Source organism: Streptomyces sp. B21-083, assembly GCF_036898825.1.
In the GTDB taxonomy this organism is placed as follows: domain Bacteria; phylum Actinomycetota; class Actinomycetes; order Streptomycetales; family Streptomycetaceae; genus Streptomyces.
Genome location: NZ_JARUND010000002.1, coordinates 585,643 through 607,746, shown reverse-complemented (window position 1 = coordinate 607,746; position 22,104 = coordinate 585,643). Strand labels below are relative to the sequence as shown.

At 70.8% G+C, this 22,104-nt stretch carries 22 protein-coding genes; 13 read left to right on the top strand and 9 right to left on the bottom strand.

Features of this window, described 5'->3' with window-relative positions; genetic code table 11:
- Nucleotides 1-18 precede the first annotated feature (18 nt).
- A complete protein-coding gene (locus QA861_RS26730; protein WP_334591126.1) occupies nucleotides 19-447 on the bottom strand; it encodes a DUF6643 family protein in 429 nt (142 codons plus the stop codon).
- A gap of 275 nt (nucleotides 448-722) precedes the next feature.
- Between QA861_RS26730 and QA861_RS26725 the strand changes: the two genes are divergently transcribed.
- Nucleotides 723-2,003, top strand: coding sequence for a TerD family protein (locus QA861_RS26725; RefSeq protein ID WP_334594852.1), 1,281 nt, complete (start codon nucleotides 723-725; stop codon nucleotides 2,001-2,003).
- A 10-nt stretch (nucleotides 2,004-2,013) separates the two neighbouring features.
- Here QA861_RS26725 and QA861_RS26720 read toward each other — a convergent pair whose 3' ends face one another.
- On the bottom strand, nucleotides 2,014-3,180 hold the full coding sequence (locus tag QA861_RS26720) for a glycosyltransferase (RefSeq protein ID WP_443041667.1): 1,167 nt from the start codon (nucleotides 3,178-3,180) through the stop codon (nucleotides 2,014-2,016).
- Between the two features lie 70 nt (nucleotides 3,181-3,250).
- Here QA861_RS26720 and QA861_RS26715 point away from each other — a divergent pair, with 70 nt between their 5' ends.
- Both QA861_RS26715 and QA861_RS26710 read left to right on the top strand, forming a co-directional pair.
- Nucleotides 3,251-4,036 (top strand): glutamate racemase, encoded by a 786-nt coding sequence (locus QA861_RS26715; RefSeq protein WP_334591123.1) that lies wholly within the window; start codon nucleotides 3,251-3,253, stop codon nucleotides 4,034-4,036.
- 84 nt (nucleotides 4,037-4,120) lie between these two features.
- Complete coding sequence (locus QA861_RS26710; protein WP_334591122.1) at nucleotides 4,121-4,672, top strand: hypothetical protein; 552 nt, start codon at nucleotides 4,121-4,123, stop codon at nucleotides 4,670-4,672.
- Nucleotides 4,673-4,696: 24 nt separating this feature from the next.
- Here the strand turns inward: QA861_RS26710 and QA861_RS26705 are convergent, their stop codons facing one another.
- On the bottom strand, nucleotides 4,697-5,761 hold the full coding sequence (locus tag QA861_RS26705) for an O-antigen ligase family protein (protein ID WP_334591121.1): 1,065 nt from the start codon (nucleotides 5,759-5,761) through the stop codon (nucleotides 4,697-4,699).
- 220 nt (nucleotides 5,762-5,981) lie between these two features.
- On the opposite strand from QA861_RS26705, the gene lnt reads away from it, so the two are divergent.
- Entirely contained in the window at nucleotides 5,982-7,601 is a 1,620-nt protein-coding gene (lnt, locus tag QA861_RS26700) for an apolipoprotein N-acyltransferase (RefSeq protein ID WP_334591120.1), read from the top strand.
- A gap of 66 nt (nucleotides 7,602-7,667) precedes the next feature.
- Nucleotides 7,668-8,162: an NUDIX hydrolase gene (locus tag QA861_RS26695; RefSeq protein ID WP_334591119.1), complete on the top strand. Its 495-nt coding sequence runs from the start codon at nucleotides 7,668-7,670 to the stop codon at nucleotides 8,160-8,162.
- Between the two features lie 101 nt (nucleotides 8,163-8,263).
- Here the strand turns inward: QA861_RS26695 and QA861_RS26690 are convergent, their stop codons facing one another.
- Nucleotides 8,264-9,529 carry an alpha-L-fucosidase gene (locus QA861_RS26690; RefSeq protein WP_334591118.1) on the bottom strand — a complete coding sequence of 422 codons (1,266 nt, stop codon included), beginning with the start codon at nucleotides 9,527-9,529 and terminating at the stop codon, nucleotides 8,264-8,266.
- Between the two features lie 378 nt (nucleotides 9,530-9,907).
- Between QA861_RS26690 and QA861_RS26685 the strand changes: the two genes are divergently transcribed.
- Nucleotides 9,908-10,318 carry an SseB family protein gene (locus QA861_RS26685; RefSeq protein ID WP_334591117.1) on the top strand — a complete coding sequence of 137 codons (411 nt, stop codon included), beginning with the start codon at nucleotides 9,908-9,910 and terminating at the stop codon, nucleotides 10,316-10,318.
- Between the two features lie 250 nt (nucleotides 10,319-10,568).
- On the opposite strand, the gene QA861_RS26680 is transcribed toward QA861_RS26685, so the two are convergent.
- The 5 genes from QA861_RS26680 to QA861_RS26660 form a co-directional block, all read right to left on the bottom strand.
- Entirely contained in the window at nucleotides 10,569-10,976 is a 408-nt protein-coding gene (locus QA861_RS26680) for a MarR family winged helix-turn-helix transcriptional regulator (RefSeq protein WP_334591116.1), read from the bottom strand.
- Nucleotides 10,977-11,044: 68 nt separating this feature from the next.
- Nucleotides 11,045-12,076, bottom strand: coding sequence for a LacI family DNA-binding transcriptional regulator (locus tag QA861_RS26675; RefSeq protein ID WP_334591115.1), 1,032 nt, complete (start codon nucleotides 12,074-12,076; stop codon nucleotides 11,045-11,047).
- Complete coding sequence (locus QA861_RS26670) at nucleotides 12,073-12,978, bottom strand: carbohydrate ABC transporter permease (RefSeq protein ID WP_334591114.1); 906 nt, start codon at nucleotides 12,976-12,978, stop codon at nucleotides 12,073-12,075. Before QA861_RS26670 ends, QA861_RS26675 begins: the two co-directional genes overlap by 4 nt.
- Entirely contained in the window at nucleotides 12,975-13,898 is a 924-nt protein-coding gene (locus tag QA861_RS26665; RefSeq protein WP_334591113.1) for a carbohydrate ABC transporter permease, read from the bottom strand. The genes QA861_RS26670 and QA861_RS26665 overlap by 4 nt, the downstream gene beginning before the upstream one ends.
- Entirely contained in the window at nucleotides 13,895-15,211 is a 1,317-nt protein-coding gene (locus QA861_RS26660) for an ABC transporter substrate-binding protein (RefSeq protein ID WP_334591111.1), read from the bottom strand. The genes QA861_RS26665 and QA861_RS26660 overlap by 4 nt, the downstream gene beginning before the upstream one ends.
- 200 nt (nucleotides 15,212-15,411) lie before the next feature.
- Between QA861_RS26660 and QA861_RS26655 the strand changes: the two genes are divergently transcribed.
- The 7 genes from QA861_RS26655 (at nucleotide 15,412) to QA861_RS26625 (ending at nucleotide 22,102) form a co-directional block, all read left to right on the top strand.
- The gene (locus QA861_RS26655) at nucleotides 15,412-17,433 is read left to right on the top strand and encodes a beta-galactosidase (protein WP_334591110.1); all 2,022 of its coding nucleotides are present in this window, start codon (nucleotides 15,412-15,414) and stop codon (nucleotides 17,431-17,433) included.
- Nucleotides 17,434-17,548: 115 nt separating this feature from the next.
- The gene (locus QA861_RS26650; protein WP_334591109.1) at nucleotides 17,549-19,120 is read left to right on the top strand and encodes a glycosyl hydrolase 53 family protein; all 1,572 of its coding nucleotides are present in this window, start codon (nucleotides 17,549-17,551) and stop codon (nucleotides 19,118-19,120) included.
- Nucleotides 19,121-19,318: 198 nt separating this feature from the next.
- Nucleotides 19,319-19,606, top strand: coding sequence for an ArsR family transcriptional regulator (locus QA861_RS26645; protein ID WP_334591108.1), 288 nt, complete (start codon nucleotides 19,319-19,321; stop codon nucleotides 19,604-19,606).
- A 390-nt stretch (nucleotides 19,607-19,996) separates the two neighbouring features.
- Complete coding sequence (crcB, locus tag QA861_RS26640) at nucleotides 19,997-20,455, top strand: fluoride efflux transporter CrcB (RefSeq protein WP_334591107.1); 459 nt, start codon at nucleotides 19,997-19,999, stop codon at nucleotides 20,453-20,455.
- Nucleotides 20,452-20,835 carry a DUF190 domain-containing protein gene (locus QA861_RS26635; protein ID WP_334591106.1) on the top strand — a complete coding sequence of 128 codons (384 nt, stop codon included), beginning with the start codon at nucleotides 20,452-20,454 and terminating at the stop codon, nucleotides 20,833-20,835. Before crcB (QA861_RS26640) ends, QA861_RS26635 begins: the two co-directional genes overlap by 4 nt.
- Entirely contained in the window at nucleotides 20,832-21,188 is a 357-nt protein-coding gene (gene crcB / locus QA861_RS26630; protein ID WP_334591105.1) for a fluoride efflux transporter CrcB, read from the top strand. The genes QA861_RS26635 and crcB (QA861_RS26630) overlap by 4 nt, the downstream gene beginning before the upstream one ends.
- Before the next feature lie 80 nt (nucleotides 21,189-21,268).
- Nucleotides 21,269-22,102 carry an undecaprenyl-diphosphate phosphatase gene (locus QA861_RS26625; protein ID WP_334591104.1) on the top strand — a complete coding sequence of 278 codons (834 nt, stop codon included), beginning with the start codon at nucleotides 21,269-21,271 and terminating at the stop codon, nucleotides 22,100-22,102.
- The last annotated feature ends 2 nt before the right edge of the window (nucleotides 22,103-22,104 follow it).

Genomic DNA, 22,104 nt, shown 5'->3' with positions numbered 1-22,104 from the left:
GACACTCCGGGGGCGAGATCAGTACCCGCGGTACTGCTGGTTGTTGTACGGGTCCTGGTACGGCGTCGGAGCGGGCCGGGGGGCCGCGGGGCGCATCGCCTCGTAACCGGTGGCCACCGCCGGACGCTGCTGCTGCATCGGCTGGCCGGCGGGATAACCGCGCGGTGGCGCCTGCTGCGGGATGTACGCCGCCGGCGCCTGCTGCAGCGGTGAGGGCTGTTGCGCCTGCGGGTAGCCGTAGGAGTGGGCCTGCTGGGACGGGCCGGCCGGCAGCGCGGGAAGCGAGGACGCCAGCGCGGGCAGGTTGTTGCCCGTGTCGTAGGCGGCGGGGACCCGGATCGGAGCGATCTGTGGGGCCCCCCGCTCGGCGACGAGCGAGTCGTAGATCGGGGTTTCCGGGAAGGCGGAGTAGTAGCCGCCGCCGTAGGTGGAGCGGGGGGAGGTCATGGCACATAAGTTAAACCCACGATGAGGTGGTTGGGGAGACCGATAAGAGGGTTGTTTTCCGTGTCGGCGGTGATGTGGGACCCCCAATGGGAGCGAACTCGGCAAAAGGGGCACCGGTTCGTGCTGTGATCGGGTAAAGGCCAGGTTCCAGCCGGGTTACCGACGGGTCGCCCCGCGTTCTTCCCCCGTTCGGCGGGGGAGTTCGACGGGAGTTCACCGGCCCGGGGGAATAGGTTGTCCCGCGAGGCTGGCAGAGAGTGGGGGCAGACATGTCGATGTCCAAGGGATCCAACGCACCGGTGCCCACGGCGGCGCTCCGGGTCGAACTGGGCTGGCGGTCCGGTGCGGGCGTGCCCGACGCGGACGCCTCCGCGCTGCTGCTGATGGCCGGAAAGGTTCGTTCCGACGGCGACTTCGTCTTCTACAACCAGCCCGTGCACTCCTCCGGCGCGGTCCGGCACGAGGGCAAGCGGGACGACGGCGGTCGGGTGACGGACACCCTTCTCGTCGACCTCGCGGGCGTGGAGCCGGCCGTCGAGACCGTCGTCCTCGCCGCCTCCGCCGACGGAGGGACGTTCGGGCAGATCCCCGGCCTGTACATCGAGGTCCGCGACGCGGCACAGGGCACGGTGGTGGCCCGCTTCGACAACGCGGGCGCCAGTGTCGAAACCGCGTTCGTGCTCGGCGAGTTCTACCGTCGGCAGGGCGCCTGGAAGTTCCGCGCGGTCGGACAGGGCTACAGCAGCGGACTGGCAGGCCTGGCCACGGACTTCGGCATCACCGTGGACGAGCCCTCACCCGCGTCCGCCCCGCAGGCCCCCGCGCCCGTGGCTCGGCCCGTCGCGCCTCCGGTCACCATGCCTCCGCCGCCCGCGCGGCCCGTGACCATGCCCCCGCCCGCGCCGCCCGCCGCGCCGGTACGCCTGACCAAGGTGACGCTCACCAAGGAGGCCCCGTCGGTCTCGCTCACCAAGCAGGGCGGCACCTCGGGCGCCCTGCGCGTCAACCTCAACTGGCAGGTCCACAAGCAGTTCTCGGGGTGGGGCAGCAAGCTCGGCCGCGCGGTCGCCCAGCACTCCGATCTCGACCTCGACCTGTGTGCCCTCTTCGAACTCTCCGACGGCAGGAAGGGCGTCGTGCAGTCCCTCGGCAACGCCTTCGGGGCGCTGCACCAGCCGCCGTACATCCACCTCGACGGCGACGACCGCACCGGGGCCGTGTCGAGCGGCGAGAACCTCACCGTCAACCTGGACCACAAGCAGGACTTCCGGCGCATCCTCATCTTCGTGACCATCTACGCGGGCGCACGTTCCTTCGCCGACCTGCACGCCACGGTCACCCTCACCCCGGCGAACGGAGCGGCGGTCGACTTCTCGCTCGACGAGTGCACGGTGCCCTCCACGGTGTGCGCGCTCGCCCTGATCACCAACAACGGCGGCGATCTGATCGTCCAGCGCCAGGCCCGCTATCTCGTGCCCGAGCGTGGCGTGAGCCCGCAGCGGACCGTGGACCACGTCTACGGCTGGGGCATGAACTGGACCCCCGGCCGCAAGTGACGCACGCGGTTCAGCTCTCCTCGGCAGCGGTTTCCGGTCGGGCATACGTCCGGCCCTTCCACGCGGCGCCGCGTCCCCGGTAGTGCTGGACCGCCGAGTCGACCGTCATGAGGAGATACAGGAACGCGGTGAACGGCAGCAGGGGAGCGAGCCACAGCGGCTGCCCGTAGTAGCGCAGCATCGGGGCGTACGTCCCCGCCATCACCAGCCACGCGAGGCCGCCGCACACCGCCGCGGGTGTCGTCCCGGTGCCGAGCCCGGCGAGCAGGGCGAACGGCGGCACCAGATACACCAGCGCGAGGCCGAGCACCGTGCCGAGCAGAAGCGGCGGGCTGTGGCGCAACTGCGTGTACGCGCTGCGCGAGACCATCCGCCACAGGTCGTGCAGGCGCGGGTAGGGCCGCACACTGTCCACCCGCTCGGCGAGCCCCAGCCAGATGTGGCCCCCGCCGCACTTGACGGCCCGGGCGAGCGCCACGTCGTCGATGACGGCGTGGTGGATGGCGTCCGGGATCCGGGCCCGCTCGGCCGTCTCCGTGCGCAGCAGCACGCACCCGCCCGCGGCTGCCGCCGTCCGGGATCCCTTCCGGCCGATCCGGCGGAAGGGATAGAGCTGCGCGAAGAAGTACACGAAGGCCGGTACGACGAGCCGCTCCCAGGCGCTCTCCACCCGCAGCCTGGCCATCAGCGACACGACGTCGAAGCCGCCGCCCCGCGCCGCCGCCACCAGTTCGCGCAGGCTGTCCGGCGTGTGGGCGATGTCCGCGTCGGTCAGCAGCAGGAACTCGGGTCCACGCGCGCGTGCCAGGCCGATCCCGTGGCGTACGGCCCACAGCTTGCCCGTCCAGCCCGCGGGCGGCTCACCGGGCGAGTCCACGGTCAGCGGCAGCCCGCCATGGCTGCGCGACAGTTCCCGGGCCAGCTCCCCGGTGCCGTCGGAACTGCCGTCGTCGACGAGGAAGACCTCGGCCCGCCCCGGATAGTCCTGGGCGAGCAGCGACGGCAGACTCGCGGGCAGTACGGCGGCCTCGTCGCGTGCCGGGACGACGACACAGACGGCGGGCCAGGACTCCGGCTCCCGGTCGTACGACGGCAGTCTGACGTCCGTACGCCAGAAGAAGCCCTGGCACAGCAGCAACCACAGCCAGGCGGCGAGTGATCCGACGGCGATCCACACAACGGCGCTCACCCGCCGCAGTCTGCCCCACCCCGAAGGCCCCTAAGGGCACGCCGTTTATAGTGACCGGGTGAAGATCGCGCTGATGGACTCCGGAATCGGACTTCTGCCGGCAGCCGCGGCGGTACGGCGGCTGCGCCCCGACGCGGATCTCGTGCTCTCCCTGGACCCCGCGGGCATGCCCTGGGGCCCACGCACCACGCAGGACCTCACCGAGCGTGCCCTGGCCGTCGCCGAGGCCGCCGCCGCCCAGCGGCCCGACGCCCTGATCGTCGGCTGCAACACCGCGACCGTGCACGCCCTGACCGCCCTGCGCGCCCGCTTCGAACCGGAGCTGCCGGTCATCGGTACGGTCCCGGCGATCAAGCCCGCCGCCGCCGGAGGCGGTCCCTTCGCGATCTGGGCCACCCCCGCCACCACCGGCAGCCCCTATCAGCGTGGCCTCATCCGGGACTTCGCCGAGGGCGTGGCGGTCACCGAGGTGCCCTGTTGGGGACTGGCCGAAGCCGTCGAACACGCGGACGAGTCGGCGATCGACGCCGCCATCTCCGCCGCTGCCGCCCTCACCCCCGACGAGGTAACGACCGTCGTCCTGGGCTGCACCCATTACGAACTCGTCGCCGAGCGCATCAGGGAGGCCGTCCAGCAGCCCGGCCTCCCCCCGCTCGTCCTGCACGGCTCGGCCGGCGCGGTGGCCGCCCAGACGCTCCGCAGGCTCGGCGCGCACCCCGCCCCGGAGGCGACGGCGGACGGCACCCTCACCGCACTGCTGAACGGCACCGAGGGCCCGCTGCCCGCGGCCGCGCTGTCCTACGAGGAAGGCCGGCTCCTGCAGGCGGCCACCCCCGTCCGCTGACCGGCTTGCGTGCGGCGGCCAGGCGGAGCAGTCACCCTCCGCAAGCCGGTGCCCGCAGAGCGGAATCTGAGTAGTCTCTGAAGCATGAGGGACCTCCCCCGCGAAGAGCCCGTGCCGACCGAGATGCCGACCGAGATCTGGACCGGCCGGGCGACCAACCGCGCGCAGTGGCTGCTGGCACTCGGCGGTTGCGCCTTCATGGCACTCGGTATCGAACTGGCCGTCGACTCGGCGTGGACGTCCGGTGTCGCACCGCTCGCCATGTCCGTCGTGGGCTGTATCGCGGCCGGGCTGCTCGTCCTCTTCGGCACCCTCGCGTTCGTACACGTCGCGGTGAAGGTCGACAACGACTCCCTCGAAGTGCGCTGCGGTCACATCGGCCTGCCGCGCCGCCGTATCCCGCTGTCACAGATCGTCGGCGCCGAGTTCGTGGCCAGGGTCACCCCGCGCCAGTGGGGCGGCTGGGGCTACCGCTGGCGGCCCCAGCAGGGCACGGCGGTCGTCGTGCGCCGGGGCGAGGGCGTGGTGCTGCGCCTCGGGGACGGGCATACGTTCACGATCACGGTGGACAACGCGGAGGCGGCCGTACGCGTCATCAGGGACCGGCTGCGGGGCGCGGCGGGAACCGTGCGCTGACCGTCGGCTCGCTCCCGTCGCGGGTCACCGGTGTTCCCGCTGCTCCCGCGCGCGTGTCGGCGCCGAGTCGGAGGTCTCGTAGACGAGTGGCCGGGCCGTCGCCAGGCCCGCCAGGAGGCCCGCGCCCACGGTCACCGTGGTGAAGCTCAGTACGTTGCCGACCGTCGCGAGGGCGGCCAGAGCCGTCAGGGCCGCGCCCGCGGTCAGCGCGACGGAGGTCGGGCGCGGGGTGCGCCACAGGGTGTACAGCACCCAGCAGAAGACCGCCGCCAGCAGGGCCACACCGACCACACCCTGCTCGGCCGCCTGCTGGAGGGGCGCGGAGTGCGGCCGGGCCTCGGCCGGCAGCGACCGGGAAGCCGTCTCGCCGAGCTCCGCGAACCTGCCCGGCCCCACGCCCAGCGCCGGGTCCCGGTGTGCCAGCGTCACGGCGTCTCGCCACAGCTGGAGCCGATCCTCGCCCAGTTGTCCCTCCAGCGAGTCGGACAGCCCGCCCGGCAGTACGTCCTCGGCGGCGGCCCACACCGACCCGGCCACCAGGGCCGCCGTCAGTGCCAGCCCCGCGAGGCCCACGCCCCGGCGCGGCATGTGGTCGGCGGCGAGCGAGCAGAGCAGGACGGCGGCACAGAGGACGAATCCGGCGACCGGGCCGAGCGCCGCCGACGCCACCGTGATCCCGGCGGCCACGGCGCGCAGCACCCGTCGCAGCAGCGGCGGGCGCGCCGCCCAGGCGGCGCAGCAGACCGCGCCGGTGGCCAGGACCAGCAGCGCGGCCACCGCCCCGAGGTGCCCGGGCGGAGCGGCGGTCTGCGGCCCCGGCAGAGTGTGCGGCGCGGCCAGCGCAAGCCCGAACCCGGCCAGCGCCGCCGTACAAGGGGCGGCGACCGGCAGCAGTGCCCCGCAGATCCGTCCCGCCGCGTAACCGGCGGCCACCGCGAGCACCGCCAGGAGCACGCCCTCGGGGCGGCCGTCGTGCGTGGCCGCCGTGATCAGCGACCAGGTCGCACACGCGCCCAGTACGACGACGCCCGCCGCGTCGGAGACGTTGCGTCTCTCACTGTCCGACGACGCGTCCGCCGCCGACGTCATGCCTGTGGACCCCAACCCGTCGCCCCCCGACCGTGACGGGCCCCGACCGCACGGGCCCTCACAGGCGCGCACGTCAGAGGCTCCGGCACACCGTAACGGCTGGTGCGTCATTTGGGGACGAGTTGCGCAGAAACGATGCGGCAGGCGGGCCGGAGCCGGCCCACCGCTACGGGCCGGACCATGCTGTCGGCGGCCCCGGCAGGCGCCGTACACTCCCGGAGTGACCGCCACCGCTCCTTCCGTAGACGAGCCGGACCAGCTCGAACCGCAGCTCGCGCCCGCTTCGCGCCGCGCCCGGCTGCTGCGCCTCTGGCCGGCCGCCACCGCCGCGCTCGCCGGAGTGCTGCTGTACGTCAGCTTCCCGCCCCGCACCCTGTGGTGGCTCGCGCTGCCCGCGTTCGGGCTCTTCGCCTGGGTGCTGCGCGGCCGGTCCTGGAAGGCGGGGCTCGGTCTCGGCTATCTGTTCGGCCTGGGTTTCCTGCTTCCCCTGCTGGTGTGGACCGGTGTGGAGGTCGGCTCCGGGCCCTGGCTGGCGCTGGTCGCCGTCGAGGCCGTCTTCGTCGCGCTGGTCGGCGCGGGCATCGCGGCCGTGTCGAAGCTGCCCGGGTGGCCGCTGTGGGCGGCGGCCGTGTGGATCGCGGGCGAGGCGGCCCGCGCGCGGGTGCCGTTCCGCGGCTTCCCCTGGGGCAAGATCGCCTTCGGCCAGGCGGACGGCGTCTTCCTGCCGCTCGCCGCGCTCGGCGGCACACCCGTACTCGGCTTCGGGGTCGTCCTGTGCGGGTTCGGACTGTACGAGGTCGTGCGCCAGGTGATCGAACGGCGCCGTACCGGTGCCGTGGCTTCCGTGCCGCGTGCCGCCGCGGTCGTCGCCGCGCTGAGTGTGGCCGTCCCCGTGGTGGGCGCCCTGGCCGCGCGGACGCTGGTGAGCGACAAGGCCGAGGACGGCACCGCGACCGTCGCCCTCATCCAGGGCAACGTGCCTCGCGCGGGCCTCGACTTCAACGCCCAGCGGCGTGCCGTGCTCGACTACCACGCGCGGGAGACCCTGCGGCTGGCCGCTGAGGTCAAGGCCGGCAAGGTGGCGCGGCCCGACTTCGTGCTGTGGCCGGAGAACTCCTCCGACGTCGACCCGTTCGCCAACCCCGACGCCGCCGCGGTCATCGAGAACGCGGCCAAAACGATCGGGGCACCCATCTCGGTCGGGGGTGTCGTCGGACGGGACGGCAAGCTCTACAACGAGCAGATCCTGTGGGACCCGGCGAAGGGCCCGACCGACACCTACGACAAGCGGCAGGTCCAGCCCTTCGGCGAGTACCTCCCGCTGCGCTCGGTGCTGGCGCACATCAACAAGAACTGGACCACCATGGTCCACCAGGACTTCAGCCGGGGCACCAAGCCGGGTGTGTTCACCATGGACGGCGCCAGGGTCGGCCTGGCCACCTGCTACGAGGCCGCCTTCGACTGGGCGGTGCGCGACACCGTCACCCACGGCGCCCAGATGATCTCCGTGCCGAGCAACAACGCCACCTTCGACCGCAGCGAGATGACCTACCAGCAGCTCGCGATGTCCCGTATCCGCGCCGTCGAGCACAGCCGGACCGTCACGGTCCCGGTGACCAGCGGCGTGAGCGCGATCATCATGCCGGACGGGAAGATCACCCAGAAGACCGGCATGTTCGTGGCCGACTCCCTCGTCCAGAAGGTGCCGCTGCGCTCCTCTCAGACGCCTGCCACCAAGCTCGGCATCCTGCCCGAGATGCTCCTCGTCCTGGTCGCCGTCGGCGGTCTCGGCTGGGCGATCGGCGCAGGTGTGCGCGGGCGGCGCGCCGGTGGCGTGTAGTCGTACGCCGGACGCACGCCCCCGTGATCCACAGGAGTGACGGGGCCGCCCGGTTAGGGTCGGGGCATGGCTACTCCTGACTTCATCAGCGCTCTCCGTGCCTCGGCCGGTCACCAGTTGCTCTGGCTCCCCGGTGTCACCGCCCTCGTCTTCGACGACGAGGGACGAGTGCTTCTGGGCCGGCGCACCGACACCCGCAAGTGGTCGGTGATCGGCGGCATCCCGGACCCGGGTGAGCAGCCGGCGGCCTGCGCGGTGCGTGAGGTCTACGAGGAGACAGCGGTCCGGTGCGTGCCCGAACGGGTCGTGCTGGTCCAGGCCCTGGACCCGGTGACGTACGAGAACGGTGATGTCTGCCAGTACATGGACATCACCTTCCGCTGCCGGGCAGTCGGCGGGGAGGCGCGGGTCAATGACGACGAGTCCCTGGAAGTCGCCTGGTTCACGGTGGACGCGCTGCCGGAACTGAACGAGTTCGCGCTGTTCCGGATCAAGCAGGCGATGTCCGACACCGAGGCGCCCACCTGGTTCGACACCGCCGGCTTCGCCGGTTCCGAATGACTCGGGCCGTGGCAGCGCGGTGAGCACCGGCCCGCCGGACATTCCGGCGGGCCGCCCCGCATCACGGTTCGGCGGCAGCTCGGCCGCGAGGCCTACGCCGGTCAGTCGCGGCCAGCGCCCCGGTAGAGGTCCAGCTCACCGTCGAGTTCCACGGCCAGGACGGTCGCGTACTCGTCCAGGTCGGCCGCCCCCGGTGCGTCGATCCAGGTCACGCCGGGCACCTTGTCCAGGCCCCCGGTGACATGGTGGCCCAGCTCGATACCCGTGCCGACGACCGAGACGCGCCGGACCGCGTTGCGCAGGCCCCGGATCGACACGGCCTCGCGGGGCGCGTCGAAGCAGACCAGGTACAGGGTGCGTCGGTCGGCGGAGAGTGTGCTCGGGCCGTAGTGGTGCCCGGCGGGCAGGCCCGCGACCGTGCCGTACACCGCCTCGGCGTGCTTCGTCACCCAGGCGCCGAGCCCCTCCAGGCGCTCGACCTGCTCGGCGGGAATCGTGCCGTCCTCCATGGGACCGGCCCCGAGCAGCAGGTTGCCGCCCATGCCGATCGTCTCTGTGAAGTAACGCACCAGCTGGCGCACCGACTTGAAGTCGCGGTCCTTGGCCCGGTAGCTCCACGAGCCGTTGATCGTCAGGCACAGCTCCCACGGGCCGTCCGGGGCGATCAGCGGAACGCCCTGCTCGGGGGTGGCGTAGTCCCCGTAACTGAGCATGCGGGCGTTGAGGATGGTGTCCGGGTTGCCCGCGAGGATCTGCTCGGACAGCTCCCGCATCCGCCACTGTTCCTCGGTGCGCTCCCACTCGCCGTCGAACCAGAGGATGTCGGGGCGGAAGCGCTCCACCAGCTCGCCCACCTGGCCGTCGCGGTAGGCGAGATAGCGCGCCCAGGCCTCCGGGTCCGCCTCGCCGGGGCGGGCCTCGGAGTAGTCGTTGGGCTCGACGATGTGCGGGCCGGGGTGGCGCTCACTCGCGTAGTCGGGGTGGTTCCAGTCGGAGTGGGAGTAGTAGAGGCCGACCTTGAGGTTCCGCTCGCGCAGGGCGTCGACGAAGCCGGTGACCAGGTCGCGGCCGGCGGGGGTGTCCCGGACGACGTCCAGACTGCGGTGGTCGGTGTCCCACAGGGCCACGCCGTCGTGGTGCTTGGTGGTGAGGACCGCGTACTGGGCGCCGGCGCGGGCGAACAACTCGGCCCAGGCCTGCGGGTCGTAGCGCGAGGCGGTGAAACGGTCGAGCTGTTTCATGTACTCCTCGTGCGTGACCTCACCCGTGTAGAAGGACCATGACTCGGCCCAGCCGTCCACGGCGTAGATGCCGTAGTGGATGAAGATGCCCAGCTTGGCATCGGAGAACCAGGGTTGCATCGGCATGGGCCCACGCTAGGCACGGGCTTCCGGCGCGCGCGTGGGTGCCGGTCACCACTACTGGTCCGTTTTCACCATCGGCGACGATCACCGTGAGACCTCTTCACACGCCTGTCATGCAGCTACGCAGCAGTCTGCGGGTGCCCGTCCTGGGCGGGCCCGGGAAGATCGGCGCCGCCGGACCCGCACCTGAAGTAGTGACACAGCGGTTCCGGGGACCCACCTGGTCCGGGATCGGCTCCGCATCCGGACACGGCGCGCCCCCGGCCTCTCCTGTCCGGGGCACGCATGCTCGTGACCCACTCGGGTAGGCGACCCCCACTGTGCCCGGGGCCGGCCGTGTCCCGGGCGGTCCGTACGACCGTCGCTACCAGGGGACCCACCATGGAGACACCCGCCAACCAGGACACCGCCACACCGGCCCGACGGGCGCTCGACGCCCTGGCCGACAACACCCAGGACCCCGCCGCGCTGGACGTCCTCGCCATGAGTGACGTGCTGGTGCCCGTACCGGACGACGTCAGTGACGTGGACGCCGGCAACCCCTCGACCGTGGCGCTGCCCGTCCTGGAGGAGCCGGACGGGCGGGAGGCCGTGCCCGTGTTCACCTCGGAGCCCGAACTGGCCGAGCTGCTGCCGGCCGTCTCCCGCTACCGTCTGATCCCGCTGGGCGCGCTCGCCGACCAGTGGCCCACCGGCGATCTCTCCCTCACCATCGACGCGGCCTCCCCGCACGGGATGACGGTCACCTCGGAGGGCGTACGCACCCTCCTGGCCAGGCCGTTCGAGTACTGAACGCGTCCCGCGAGACGGGTGCCCCGGATCCCCGGGGCCCCGTCAGGGGCGCGGGGAACCGCGCGACCAGCCGCGGCGGACCCGCGGGCGGCGAACCGGCCCTGTAGCCGCGAGGGGTGCGGGGAACCGCGCGACCGGCCGCGGCGGACCCGCGGGCGGCGAACCGGCCCTGTAGCCCCGAGGGGCGCGGGGAACCGCGCGACCGGCCGCGGCGGACCCGCGCACGAAGACCGGCCCCGCAGCGGAGCGCCTACTCGCCCAACGTCCGTGCCAGTGCCGCCCGTTGGAGCGGCAGCACCTCGCTGTGCAGCTCACGCCCCCGAGCCGTCAGAGCGACCCGCACCCCGCGCCGGTCCTCCACGCACATGCTGCGCTCCACCAGGCCGTCCTTCTCCAGCCGTCCGATGAGCCGGGACAGCGCGCTCTGACTGAGGTGGACCCGGCCGGCGATGTCCTGCACCCGGCACTGCTCGCCCGGGCCGGCGGCTTCTCTCGCGGCGGCCGCCTCGGCGACGAGGACGTCGAGCACCTCGAAGTCGCTGGCGCCCAGGCCGTGCGGATGCAGTACGCGGTCGATCTCGCACATCGTGCGCGCGTGCGCCGCCAGGATGTCCCGCCACTGGTCCGCCAGACCCGCACCGGCGTTGTTCGCTGCCATGCACCCCATGTTAATGCGTATGCATAAAAAATGGCGTGGTCGAGGTGGTGCGATCGCCGACGCGGAACTCAGGCGGAGCCCCGCTTGATCAGCTCGGTGGGCAGGATCACCGCCGCCGGATCCTCGCCGCCGATCTGCGCGAGCAGCACCCGGACCATCTCGGCGCTGATCCGGTCGTAGGGCTGCCGGATGGTCGTCAGCTGGGGCCGGGCGGACAGGGCGGCCGAGGAGTCGTCGAAGCCGCCCACCGACACGTCCCCGGGAACGCTGCGACCCGCCCGTTCCAGTGCCGTGAGCACGCCCTGTGCCATCAGGTCGGACGCGACGAAGACGGCGTCGAGGTCCGGAGAGCGGGCCAGCAGCAGTTCCGCGCCGGCCTCGCCGCTGGCCCGGCTGTAGTCGCCGGAGACGACGAGCCGCTCGTCGTACTCGATGCCTTCCTCGGCCAGTACCTCGCGATAGCCGGCGAGGCGTTCCACGCCGCCCGGGGTGTCGAGCGGGCCCGTGACGACGCCGATGCGGCGGCGGCCCAGCGACAGGAGATGGCGGACCATGTCCCGGGCGCCGTCGCGGTCGTCCGCCGCCACGTAGCTCACCTTGGAGCCGAGGCCGATCGGCTTGCCGCACGCGACCAGCGGTACGCCCGCCTCGCACAGCTCCTGCGCGACCGGGTCGCCGGAGTGGCTGGAGACCAGCAGCACGCCGTCCACGTGGCCGGCGGTGATGTACCGCGTGAGGCGGCGCCGTTCGTCCTCCGTGCCCGCCAGCATCAGCAGCAGCGGGATGTCGTGCGCGGCCAGTGCCTGGGTGCAACCCCGCAGCAGGACATTGAAGTTGGGGTCCTCGAAGAACCGCTCCTGAGGTTCCGTCAGCAGAAAGCCGATCGAGTCGGAACGGCCGGTGATGAGCGAACGGGCGTGGCGGTTCACCACGTAGCCCGTCTTGCGGATCGCGGCGTTCACCGCCTCATGGGCGGTCGGGCTGACGTAGTGCCCGCCGTTGAGCACGCGCGAGACGGTGCCTCGGGACACTCCCGCCTCGCGGGCCACGTCGTGGATCGTCGGCGGTTTGCGCCGGCCCCCGGTATTGCTCATGGTCATGACTTTACGGCTCCGGAAAGCAGGTCGAGGCTCCAGAACCGCTGGATGACCAGGAACAGCGCGATCAGCGGGACGACCGCCAGGAACGCGCCCGTGACCACCAGCGTGTAGAGGGCCGGGGTGGCCGACCCCTGTTCGAGCAGCGTGAACAGACCGAGCGTGATCGGGAACTTCTCGTCGTCGCTGAGCATGATGTACGGGAGCAGGAAGTTGTTCCACACCGCGACGAACTGGAACAGGAACACCGTCACCAGTCCAGGGATCATCATCGGGAGCGCGACCCTGGTGAAGATGCGCCACTCGCCCGCGCCGTCCATCCGCCCGGCCTCGACCACATCGGCCGGTACCGCCGCCGCGGCGTAGATCCGGGCGAGGTAGATGCCGTACGGGGAGAGGATCAGCGGCAGCAGCACGGACGCGTAGGAGTCGGTGATGTCGGCCTTCGCCAGCAGCAGGTACTGGGGGATCGCGAGGATCACGGGCGGCATCAGCACGCCAGCCATCAGGACGCTGAACACCGTCTCCCGGCCGCGGAAGCGGTAGACCGCCAGCGCGTAGCCGCTGATCGCGGAGACGGCTGTCGAAAGGAGGGCGCCGAGGCCGGCGTAGAGGGCGGAGTTGCCCATCCACTTCCAGTAGACGCCGTCGCGGTAGGCGCTCAGCTCCTTCACGTTGTCCGTGAAGCCGCTGCCGGGCAGGAAGGTGAACGTGGAGAACAGTTCACTGCCCGACTTCGTCGCCGCGATCACCACCCACGCGACCGGGAGCAGGCAGTACAGGGCACCCAGGAGCAGGGTGATCGTCGGGACCAGGGCTATGCGGCTGCGCAGGGGTGGGCGTTGCGCGGTGCCGGGCCTGGTGCCCGTCGCCGCTTCCGTCTTGCCCACGGCAAGAGAACTCATCGTGCTGCCTCCTGCTTGTTACGGGAGTTCGCGGCCCGCAGGAAGCCGAACGAGAGGACGAGTGTGACGATCGCGATGATCGTCGCCTCGGCCGCCGCCGAGTAGATGTCACCCTTGCCGAAGGCGTCCTGGTACACCTTCATCAGCGGACTCCACGTCGTGGACACGGAGTTGGTGAGGGGCTTGAGGGTGGTCGGCTCGCTGAACACCTGGAGTGTCGCGATGATCGAGAAGAAGAAGGTCAGCACCAGCGAGGGCGCCACCATCGGGATCTTGATCCTGAGGGCGATCTGCAGCGGGGTGGCGCCGTCCAGCTTCGCCGCTTCGTACACCTCGGCCGGGATGGACCGCAGCGAGGTGTAGATGACGATCATGTTGAAGCCGGTGCCGCCCCACACCGCGATGTTGGAGAGGGCTAGGTAGAGCGGACCGCCGTCCAGCAGGTCCGGCTGCGGCATCCCCAGCTTGTCCAGGATGAAATAGAACGGGCTGACGTCCGGCAGGTACAGGAAGCCCCAGAGCAGCGCGGCGACGACACCCGGAATGGCGTACGGCAGGAAGATCGCGAGCCGGGTGAAGGGGGTGAGCCGTACCTTGTCCGCGTCGAGCATCAGCGCGAAGACGAGGGCGAGACCCAGCATCACCGGGACCACGATCGCGCCGTAGCCGACCACGCGCAGCGCGCCGTTGAGCAGCTCGCTGTCGGTGAGGGCGTCGGTGTAGTTCCCGATGCCCGCCCAGACCTCCTTCCGCGCCCCGGCACCGAGGCCCAGGCCGGACACCTTCACCTTGTGCAGGCTCAGCCAGAGCGCGTAGCCGATGGGCAGCGCGAAGAAGAGAGCGAACAGGATCACTGCGGGGAGGAGAAAGGCGTACGGGGCTGACTTGACCCCGTACGACCTCCGGCGTGCGCTGGTCACTCCGCGACTCCGAAGCCCTGCTTCTTCAGGTCGGCGACCGTGTCGTCCTGCATCGTCTTCAGGGCGGCACCGAAGTCGGACCTGTTCTTCGCGGCGGAGGCGAACGCGTCCTTGAACGAGGTGTACGCCACGTTCACGTTCGGGCCCCACGCGGACGGGGCCGTGGTCTTCGCGATCTCGGCGGCCTTGGTGTAGAAGTCGGCCTGGTTGGAGAAGAAGTCGGGCGACTTGAGGAACGCGCCGCTGAGCTGGGCGTCCGAGGCGGCCGGGTAGATCCCGCCCTCCTTGGCGAGCGCGGCCAGCGCGTCACGGTCGGTGTTCAGCCAGGCGGCGAACTTCGCGGCGGCCGGCTTGTGGTTCGAGTCGGTGGTGACGGCGGTCGAGGAGCCGCCCCAGCTGCCCGTCACGTCCTCGCTCACGGACCACTGGGGGAGCGGGGCCATGGCCCACTTGCCCTTGGTGTCCGGTGCGGCCGTGGTCAGCGTGCCCGGCGCCCACACCGCGCTGACCCACGCGATCTGCTTACCGGTGTCGAGCGCCTTGTTCCAGGCCGGGGTGTACATCGGCTGGTTGTCGATGGCGTCGTCCTTGACGAGGTCGCCCCAGAACTTGGCGACCTTCTGGGTCGCCGCGTCGTCGATACCGACCTTCCACTTCTCGCCGGAGGTCGTCCACCACTTGGCGCCGGCCTGCTGGGCGAGGCCCGCGAAGAGACCGGAGTCGTTGGCGGAGAAGGTGGTGAGGTCCTTGTCCGGGGCCTTCTTCTTCAGGTCCTTGGCGGTCTGGGCGAACTCGGCCCACGTGGTCGGGACCTTCAGGCCGTACTGCTTGAAGAGGTCCTCGCGGTAGTAGAACATCATCGGCCCGATGTCCTGCGGCACCGCGTACACCGCGTCCGTGCCGAGCGTCGTCTGCTGCCAGACACCGTCGGCGAAGTCCTTCTTCGCGTCGCCGACGTCGCCGGAGATGTCCGCGAGGGCGTCATTGCTGACCAGCGTCGGCAGCGCCTGGTACTCGGCCTGCACCAGGTCCGGCGCCTTCTTGGCCTTGTGCGCGGTGAGGATCTTGGTGACCAGGGTGTCGCCGGACGCCTGCTTCTTCACCGTGACAGTGATCTGCTGCTCCTTGCCCGGTCCCTTGTTCCACAGGTCGACGACCTTGTCCATGCCGGGCGTCCAGGTCCAGTACGTCAGCGACACCGGGCCCGACTGGGCGTCGCTGTCGTCGCCGGACCCGCAGGCGGCGAGTGTGGTGGCGCCGAGCGTGACGGCGACCGCGGTTGCCACGAGGCGCCACTGCTTCGTGTTCGGCATGGAACTTCTCCCCTGACCTTGGGGTCCTCGCCCGATGCGAAGACCCGTCATGCTTCTGTGAGCGTTCACAGTAGAGAAACACACTGGACACTTGTCAATGGTTGTTGCCATGCGGTTATCTAGGCCACGCGCCGCGAACCGCTGTGTGTGCACGTTCCCAAGACCTGTTCCAAAGTGACTGACCGATCGGGAGACATTCCATGCCGGAGACCACCCCCACAGGCCTCACCAGGCTTGCCTTCGGCGGGGACTACAACCCCGAGCAGTGGCCGGAAAGCGTCTGGCGGGAAGACGTCCGGCTGATGCGCGAAGCCGGTGTCACCATGGTCAGCGTCGGAATCTTCTCGTGGGCCCTGCTGGAGACCGCTCCCGGGGTGTACGACTTCGGCTGGCTCGACCGGCTCCTGGACCTCCTGCACGAGAACGGCATCCGCGCCGACCTCGGCACGCCCACCGTCGCCCCGCCGGCCTGGTTCTACCGCGAACACCCGGACGCGCTGCCGGTGACACCCGAGGGCGTGCGCTACGAGTTCGGCTCCCGTGCCGCGATCTGCCACAGCGACGCCGACTACCGCGCCGCCGCCGCGAACATCACCACGCGGCTCGCCGAGCGCTACGGCGCCCACCCCGCGCTCGCCATGTGGCACGTGCACAACGAGTACGGGGTCCCCGTCTCGGCCTGCTACTGCGACTCCTGCGCCGCCCACTTCCGCCGCTGGCTGGAGGCCGCGTACGAGACCGTCGACGGGGTCAACGAGGCCTGGGGGACGGCCTTCTGGGGCCAGCGCTACGCCACCTTCGAGCAGATCAACCCGCCGCGCGCGGCGCCCACGGTCGGCAACCCGGGACAGGCGCTGGACTACAAGCGGTTCGCCGACGCCACCATGCGCGAGAACTTCGTGATGGAGCGGGACATCCTGCACCGTCTCGCGCCCGGCATCCCGGTCACCACCAACTTCATGACCGCCCTCAGCCAGTGCGACTCCGTCGACTACTGGGCCTGGGGCCGCGAGGTCGACATCGTCACCAACGACCACTACCTGATCACCGACGGCCGCCGCACCCACGTCAACCTGGCGATGGCCGCCGACCTCACCCGCTCCGTCGGCGGCGGCGCCCCCTGGATCCTGCTTGAGCACTCCACCTCGGGCGTCAACTGGCAGGCCCGCAACCCCGCGAAGGCACCCGGCCAGATGGCCCGCAACTCCCTCGCCCATGTGGCCCGGGGCTCCGAGGGCGCGATGTTCTTCCAGTGGCGCCAGTCCCGGCGCGGCGCCGAGAAGTTCCACTCGGCGATGCTCCCGCACGGCGGCACGGAGACCCGCGTCTGGCGCGAGGTCGTCGAACTCGGCGCCTCCCTCGACTCGTTGGCCTCGATCCGCACCACCCGCACGGTCGCGGACGTCGCCGTCCTGTGGGACTGGCACTCCTGGTGGGCGCAGAACCTCCAGTGGCGCCCCAGCGAGGACCACGACCCGCGCGAGCGCGCCGACGCCTTCTACGAGGCCCTGTACGACCGCCACCTCACCGTCGACTTCGCCCACCCGGAAGCCGACCTGTCGGCCTATCCCCTTGTCGTCGTACCCGCCCTGTACCTGATGACGGAGGCCGCCGGGAACAACCTCAGGGAGTACGTCGAGAACGGCGGCACCCTCGTCGTCTCCTACTTCTCCGGCATCGTCGACGAGCACGACGCCGTCCACGAGGGCCCCTACCCGGGCGCCCTGCGCGACGTACTCGGCCTGACCGTCGAGGAGTTCTCACCGCTGCTCCAGGGTGACGCGGTACGCATCACCGGACCCGACGGCTCCGAGCTGACCGGCGACGTGTGGACCGAGTTCGTCGTACCGCGCGGCGCCGAGACCGTGTGGACGTACGCCGACGGACTCACCGCCGACCACCCGGCCGTCACCCGCCACCGCCTCGGCGAGGGCACCGCCTGGTACGTGTCGACCCGCCTCGACGCGCACGGCCTGGACGCCCTGCTCGGCTGGGCCACCGAGGACGCCGACATCGCGCCCCGCGCCGACCTCCCGCACGACGTCGAACTCGTCCGCCGCACCGGCGAGTCGGGCACCTACCTGTTCGCCGTCAACCACACCGCGTCGGACGCCAAGGTGCCCCTGGAGGCACCCGGCACCGAACTGCTGACGGGCGAACGAGCCGCGGGCCGCCTCGCGCTGCCCGCCGGAGCCGTCCGGGTCGTACGACTCGACGGCTGAGCCGCAAGTTCCCCTCCGCCCGTGCGTGCCACGAGAGCCGCGGGCGGAGGGGCCCCTCCTTCCCCCCGGGAGGGACACCCCCAACCCCATCACGTCGAAGGGACGACGGACGACGATGTTCCATCCCAGACGCACACACAGGCGCACACTCAGGGCCCTGCTGCTCCCGCTCGCCGCGGGTCTCGCCCTCACCGCCCTGCCCGCGCAGTCCGCGGTGGCGGCCGGCACCCTCACCAACGGCGGCTTCGAGGCCGACGGTTCGGGTGCCGCCGTCCCGAACGGCTGGTCGGAGTACGGCGACACGGGCGCCTCGTACGTGGAGTCCGGTGGCCACGGCGGCAGTTACCGCCTGTCCCACTACTCCGCCTCCGCCTACAAGGTGGAGACCTACCAGTACCTGTCCGGGCTGACCAATGGCAACTACAAGCTCACCGCGTGGGTGCGCTCCGGCGGTGGCCAGAAGTCGGCCTACATAGCGCTGAAGAACTGCGGCAGCGCCGAGCAGCGCACCGACCTTCCGGTCTCCACCAGCGGGTGGATCCGGATCGTCGTGCCGATCGCGGTGACGAACAACCAGTGCACGATCAGCGTCAACTCCGATGCCAACGCGGGCAACTGGATCAACGTCGACGACCTGACCTTCGCCTCCGGCACGGGAGGGCTGTCCGTCAAGGGCGCCGACATCTCCTCCCTCCCCAAGAGCGAGGCGTTGGGCGGGACCTACAAGAACAGCGCCGGCACGACAACGGACGCGCTCACCGTCCTCAAGAACTCCGGTATGAACTACGCGCGGGTCAAGGTCTGGGTCAACCCGGCCGACGGCTACAACAACAAGGCGCGCGTTCTCGCCCTCGCCAAGCGCATCAAGGCGCACGGCATGAAGCTGCTGGTCGATTTCCACTACTCGGACACCTGGGCCGACCCGGGCGCCCAGAGCAAGCCGTCCGCGTGGGCCGGACACTCGTACAGCCAGCTGAAGACGGACGTCTACAACCACACCTACGACGTCCTCAACGCGCTCAAGTCCCAGGGCACCACCGCCGACATGGTCCAGGTCGGCAACGAGATCAACGGCGGCATGCTGTGGTCCGAGGGCTCGACCGACAACTGGTCGCAGCTCGCCGGGCTGCTCAACTCCGGCTACAACGCGGTCAAGGCGGTCAACTCCGGCACGACCGTGGCGCTGCACCTGGCCAAGGGCGGCGACCTGGCGGGCACCCGCTGGTGGTTCGACAGCGCGGTCTCCAACGGCGTGAAGTTCGACGCCATCGGCCTTTCCTACTACGGCTACTGGCACGGTTCGCTGTCGGACTTCCAGACCACCCTGGACGACGCGGCCTCCCGCTACGGCAAGCCGGTGTTCGTCGCCGAGACGGCCTACCCCTTCCGTCTCGACAGCGAGGACTCGCACGAGAACATCATCGACACGACTGGTGAGCTCGTCTCCGGGTACGCGGCGTCCACGGCCGGGCAGTCGGCCTGGTTCCGGGACATCCTGAACATCGTGGAGGCCGTTCCGAACGGCCGGGGCCTCGGCGTCTTCTACTGGGAGGCGACGTGGACCGCGGTCACCGGCAACGGCTGGGACCCCACTGACTCGTCCTCGGGCAATGGCTGGGAGAACCAGGCCCTGTTCGGCTACGACGACAAGGCGCTCCCCGCGATGACGTGGTTCAGCCACCGCTGAGCCACGAGTGACAGGGGTTCGGCCGCCTGAGGGGGGTGGCCGGGCCCCTGCTTGTTGGGCTGCGAGGGCTTGCTCGAACGCACGTACGCGGCGGAAAAAGTCCGACCTCGGCCAAGAGGTGCGAAGCCCCGGACGCGGTGCCCTCGACTGCGGGACATTGGGAGGCACGGCACGCGGTGCCCGGGACGAGGAGGCGCGATGCTGAGGAGACCAGGAGGCGGGCAACGCCTGGAGATCCTGGAGTGGCTGAAGGACCCGGCCGCGCACTTTCCGCCCCAACGCCACGGCGACCCCGTCGAGGACGGAGTCACGGCCGCTGCCGTCGCCGCGAAACTCGGCGTCCGCCGCTCCGTCGCCCACACCCATCTGGGTCTGCTCGCGGGCATCGGCATGGTCCGGACGAAGAGGATCCGCTGGCGCACGTTCTACCGCCCCGACGAGGTGCGCATCGCCGAGGTGGCGCGGATGTTCGAGAAGGGCTGGTAGACGGGGGCCGTCCGCCGCCGGTCCCCGGGTGCGTTCGCGTGCCGCGAGCCGTACCGGGTGGTCGGCGACGAGGCTGGGCCGAGCGCGCGGAATCGGTGAATCCGGGGTGCGGGGCTGTGTCGGTCGGCGGTTCCGCCGCGGGGCGCGACAAGCTCCCAACCGGCCCGCAGGCCACTCGCCACACCGGAAGTGACCCGAAGCGCCGACCGACCCAGGTGCAGCCCCCGTACCCCCGGCGATACCCTGGTGGACGGCCGCGATCAACCGCTCGCGGCGCGGTGGTGGGGCCCGCCGTACCCGAACCGCGGCAGCGTCGCCGCCAACGGTCCCTACTTGCTCACACGAGCGCGCCCGCACGGTCGGGCGCCGGCGAGTAGGAGACGTACGACCATGACAACCCCCGACCTCCGGACCGGGACCGTCGCCGCCCCACCGCGCCCTTCCGTTCTGCACGGTCAGGCGCCGGTCGTCGCGGTGGTCGCGACCGGCGGCGCGATCGGCGCCAGTGCCCGTTACGCGGCCTCGCTGGCCTGGCCCGCGCAGACCGGCGGATTCCCCTGGACCACCTTCTGGATCAACGTCGTCGGCTGTGCCGTGATCGGCGTGTTCATGGTCGTCATCACGGAGATCTGGGCCGCCCACCGCCTCGTACGCCCCTTCTTCGGCACCGGTGTGCTCGGCGGCTTCACCACCTTCTCGACGTACGCCGTCGACATCCAGAAGCTGGTCGACCACGGCCACCCCGGCACGGGGCTCGCCTACCTCGCCGCGACCCTGCTCGCGGCCCTCACCGCCGTGACGCTCGCGGCGACCGCGACCCGCCGGGTCCTGAAGCGGAGGCGACGATGACCAGACTGACCGGCAGTGCCCTGCGCCTGACCGTCCTCATCGGCGAGCACGACACCTGGCACCACAAACCGCTCTACTCGGAGATCGTCCACCGTGCCCGAGCGGTCGGCCTCGCGGGCGCGAGCGTCTTCCGCGGCATCGAGGGCTTCGGCGCCTCTTCCCTCATCCACACCTCGCGCCTGCTCTCCCTCAGCGAGGACCTGCCGGTCGCGATCGTCATCGTCGACACCGAGGAGAACGTACGGTCCTTCCTGCCGCAGCTCGACGAACTCGTCACCGAGGGACTGGTCATCCTCGACGACTGCGAGGTCATCAGGTATGTCGGCCGGACCGACGGCAAACCGGGCGAAGCGGACGCGAAGGGTAAGAACTCGTTGTGAACTGGCTGCTCGTGATAGCGGGCGGAATGGTCGGCGCGCCCCTCCGCTATCTCACCGACAGGGTGGTGCAGTCCCGCCACGACACGGTCTTCCCCTGGGGCACCCTCGCCGTCAACGTCACCGGCTGCCTGATCCTCGGCCTGCTCACCGGCGCCGCCCCGGGCCCCCACCTCCAACTGCTCCTGGGTACGGGCCTGTGCGGGGCGCTGACCACGTACTCGACCTTCTCCTACGAGACGCTGCGGCTGGCCGAGGACGGAGCCGGTCTCCTCGCCGCGGCCAACGTCATGGTGAGCGTGCTGGCCGGTCTGGGCGCCGCTTTCGCGGGCGTGTGGGTGGGTGGCTCGCTGTAGACGCGGGCGTCCGGGACTTGTCGGTATGTAGTAGGACTGTCCCCGCCGCTGCCCGTCCCTTCCCAGCAGAACTGGATTCCATGAGCGCCATCTCCGTCGGTCAGGCCGTCATCCTGGGAGCCGTCGAGGGGGTGACCGAGTTCCTGCCGGTCTCCTCCACCGGCCACCTGAAGATCACCGAGGGGCTGATGAACATCCCCGTCGACGACAACGCGGTGGTCGGGTTCTCGGCCGTCATCCAGGTCGGCGCGATCGCCGCCGTGTTCGTGTACTTCTTCAAGGACATCGTCCGGATCGTCTCTGCCTGGGGGAGGGGTCTCAGGAACCGCGAGGAGCGTTACCACCACGACTACAAGTTCGCCTGGTGGGTCATCTACGCGACCATCCCGATCGTCGTCGTGGGTCTCGCCGCCAAGCCGCTGATCGAGGGCCCGCTGGCCTCGCTGTGGGTGGTCGCCGCCTCGCTGATCGTCGGAAGCGGCGTGATGTGGGCCGCGGACCAGATGGGCCGGCACAAGCGCGGTGAGGACGACACGTCGTTCAAGGACGCGATGCTGGTGGGCAGTTCACAGATCCTGGCCCTGCTGTTCCCCGGCTTCTCCCGCTCCGGCGCCACCATGTCGACGGCGCTGATCCTCGACCTCGACCGGGTCGCCGCCACCCGCCTCTCCTTCTTCCTCGGCATCCCCGCGCTGACCGGCGCCGGGCTCTACGAGCTGAAGGACGCCCTGGGCGCGGGAGTGGGGGTCGCACCGCTGGCCGTCGGCACGGTGGTGTCGTTCGTGGTCGCCTACGGCTCCATCGCCTGGCTGCTGAAGTTCGTCGCCAAGCACTCCTTCAACGCCTTCGTGATCTACCGGATCGTCGTGGGCCTGGCGCTCTTCGGGCTGCTGGGCGCGGGCGTACTGAACTGAGC